Genomic DNA, 2,314 nt, shown 5'->3' with positions numbered 1-2,314 from the left:
GCCCCGCACCGCCTCCTCGCGCCCTCCGAGCGTCACGCCCGGGGGCGCCCGCACGCCCACCGGCGCCGCGGGTGGCAGCCGCACGCCCGCCGGTCCGGGCGGCAGCCGCACGCCCGTCGGTCCGGGCGGCCCGAGCACACCGCCCCGCGGCGGGACGGTCCCCGGTGCGCCGTCACGTCGTCGCCGTCGCCTCGTCGTCGCGGTCGCGGCACTCGTCGTCGTCGCGCTCCTGGCCTGGCCCATCGGGCTCGTGATGTGGGCGAACGGCAAGGTCCAGCACACGACGGCCCTGTCGGGCGCGGCGGGCACGGAGGGCACGACGTACCTGCTGACGGGGTCGGACTCGCGTGCCGACGGCGGGATCGCCGCGGACGGCACCGAAGGTGCCCGCACCGACACGATCCTGCTGCTGCACGTGCCCGCGTCGGGCCCGTCGGCCCTCATCTCGCTCCCGCGCGACACCTACGTCGAGATCCCGGACCACGGCGCCTCCAAGCTCAACGCCGCGTTCTCCTGGGGGCAGGCGCCGCTGCTGGTGCGCACGGTCGAGCAGCTCACCGGTCTGACCGTCGACCACTACGCCGAGATCGGGATGGCCGGCGTCGGGCAGGTCGTCGACGCGGTCGGCGGCGTGAACCTCTGCCACGACGCCGACGTCAACGACGCGGACTCCGGCATGGTGTGGACCGCCGGGTGCCACGACGTCGACGGGACGCAGGCGCTCTCGTTCGCCCGCATGCGCAAGGCGGACCTCAAGGGCGACGTCGGCCGTGCCGAGCGGCAGCGCCAGCTCGTGTCGGCTGTCATGGCGAAGGTGTCCCCGTCGTCGCTCGTGCTCAACCCCGGCAAGCAGGTCGCGCTCGTCGACGCCGGCACGGGTGCCCTCACGCTCGACGAGGACTCGAACATCGTCGACCTGGCCCGGCTCGCTCTCGCGTTCCGGGACGCGACCGGCCCCGAGGGCATCACCGGCACGCCGCCGATCATCGACCTCGACTACCGTCCCGGCGACGTCGGCTCGACCGTGCGACTCGACCCGGACCAGACGCCGGTGTTCTTCGCGGCGATCCGGGACGGGTCGCTCCCGCCGGGCGCGGTGGGCGGCGTCCCGACGCCCTGACGTCGCGCGGGGCGTCAGGCGGGCACGCGGACGTCCTGCAGGCTGCGGACCAGGCGCGGTCCCCGGTTGACACGGTCGAGCACGACAGCCCGCGCCCGCACGAGCAGCTGCTCGGTCCCGCGCCGCAGCCGCGGCCCCGCGGGCACCTCGACGACCCGGTGGACCACCCAGGCGGTCCCGACCACGACGACGCCTGCGGCGGCGAGCGCGACGGCCGCCGGCGCCTCGGGCGCGAGCGCGCGGACGACCGCCAGGCCGAGGTAGGTGTGCACGACGTACAGCGGGTACGTGAGCGCGCCGAGCGTGACGAGCCAGGCGCCCCGCACCCGCGCGAGCGGGGTCAGCGTCACGGCCGCGACGGCGGCGACGCACGCGACGACGCCGACCGTCAGGAGCAGCGCCGACGGCTCGTGGCCGGTCGTCCGCTCGAGGACGGCGACGCGCGACGGCACGACGAGCCACGCCGCGAGGACCGTGTGCACGCCGACGACGGCCCACGCGTCCGCGCGGTGCCCGTCGCGGTGCAGCACGTACAGCGCCATGCCGACCGCGAACAGCGGCGCGTAGTCCGCGACGAGGAGCGTCGCCAGACCGTCGTGCCCGACCGCCACGGCGGCCTGACCGGCGAGCGGCCAGAGCAGCGCGAAGCCCAGCACGCGCTCCCGCGTCACGCCCACGAGGCACAGCACGCCGACGAGCAGGTAGAACCGCAGCTCGGCCCACAGCGTCCAGTAGACGCCGTCGACGTGCGGCACCCCGACGGCGGACTGCAGCATCGTGAGGTTGACGACGACCTGCTGGACGCTGACCTCCTTGCCCTCGGGCCACACGAGCAGCAGCAGGCCGCCCGTGAGCAGCACACCGGCCCAGTACGCAGGCATGAGGCGCGCGACGCGGGACGCCACGACCTGCGCGGTCGGCCGGCCCCAGGCCGTCATGAGCACGACGAACCCGCTGATGACGAAGAACAGCTCGGGCCCGAGCGACCCGTACGACGTCCAGCGGGGCACGTCGCCGAGGCGTTCCGCCTGGTCAGGCCCCCACGCGGTCGTCGTCCGGCCCGCGAGGTGGTAGCCGACGACCGCCAGGGCCGCGACGAACCGCAGGCCGTCGAGCAGCGCGAGCCGTGGCCGGTGCAGCGTCGGCTCCGGGGCGGGTGCGATGGCGGGCGACGCCGCTCCGCCCGTCCTGCCC

General features: G+C 75.8%; 2 protein-coding genes. One reads left to right on the top strand and one right to left on the bottom strand.

What is annotated here, in order from left to right:
• Positions 1 to 1,120: LCP family protein (locus CBZ_RS15580; RefSeq protein WP_246013470.1), on the top strand; the 1,120-nt coding region annotated here is incomplete at its 5' end.
• A gap of 14 nt (positions 1,121 to 1,134) precedes the next feature.
• On the opposite strand, the gene CBZ_RS15575 is transcribed toward CBZ_RS15580, so the two are convergent.
• Positions 1,135 to 2,314 (bottom strand): acyltransferase family protein (locus CBZ_RS15575; protein ID WP_130782420.1); only part of this gene is annotated, 1,180 nt, incomplete at its 5' end.

The sequence above is a fragment of the Cellulomonas biazotea genome, from assembly GCF_004306155.1.
GTDB classification, from domain to species: domain Bacteria; phylum Actinomycetota; class Actinomycetes; order Actinomycetales; family Cellulomonadaceae; genus Cellulomonas; species Cellulomonas biazotea.
This window is presented reverse-complemented; position numbering and strand designations above follow the sequence as displayed.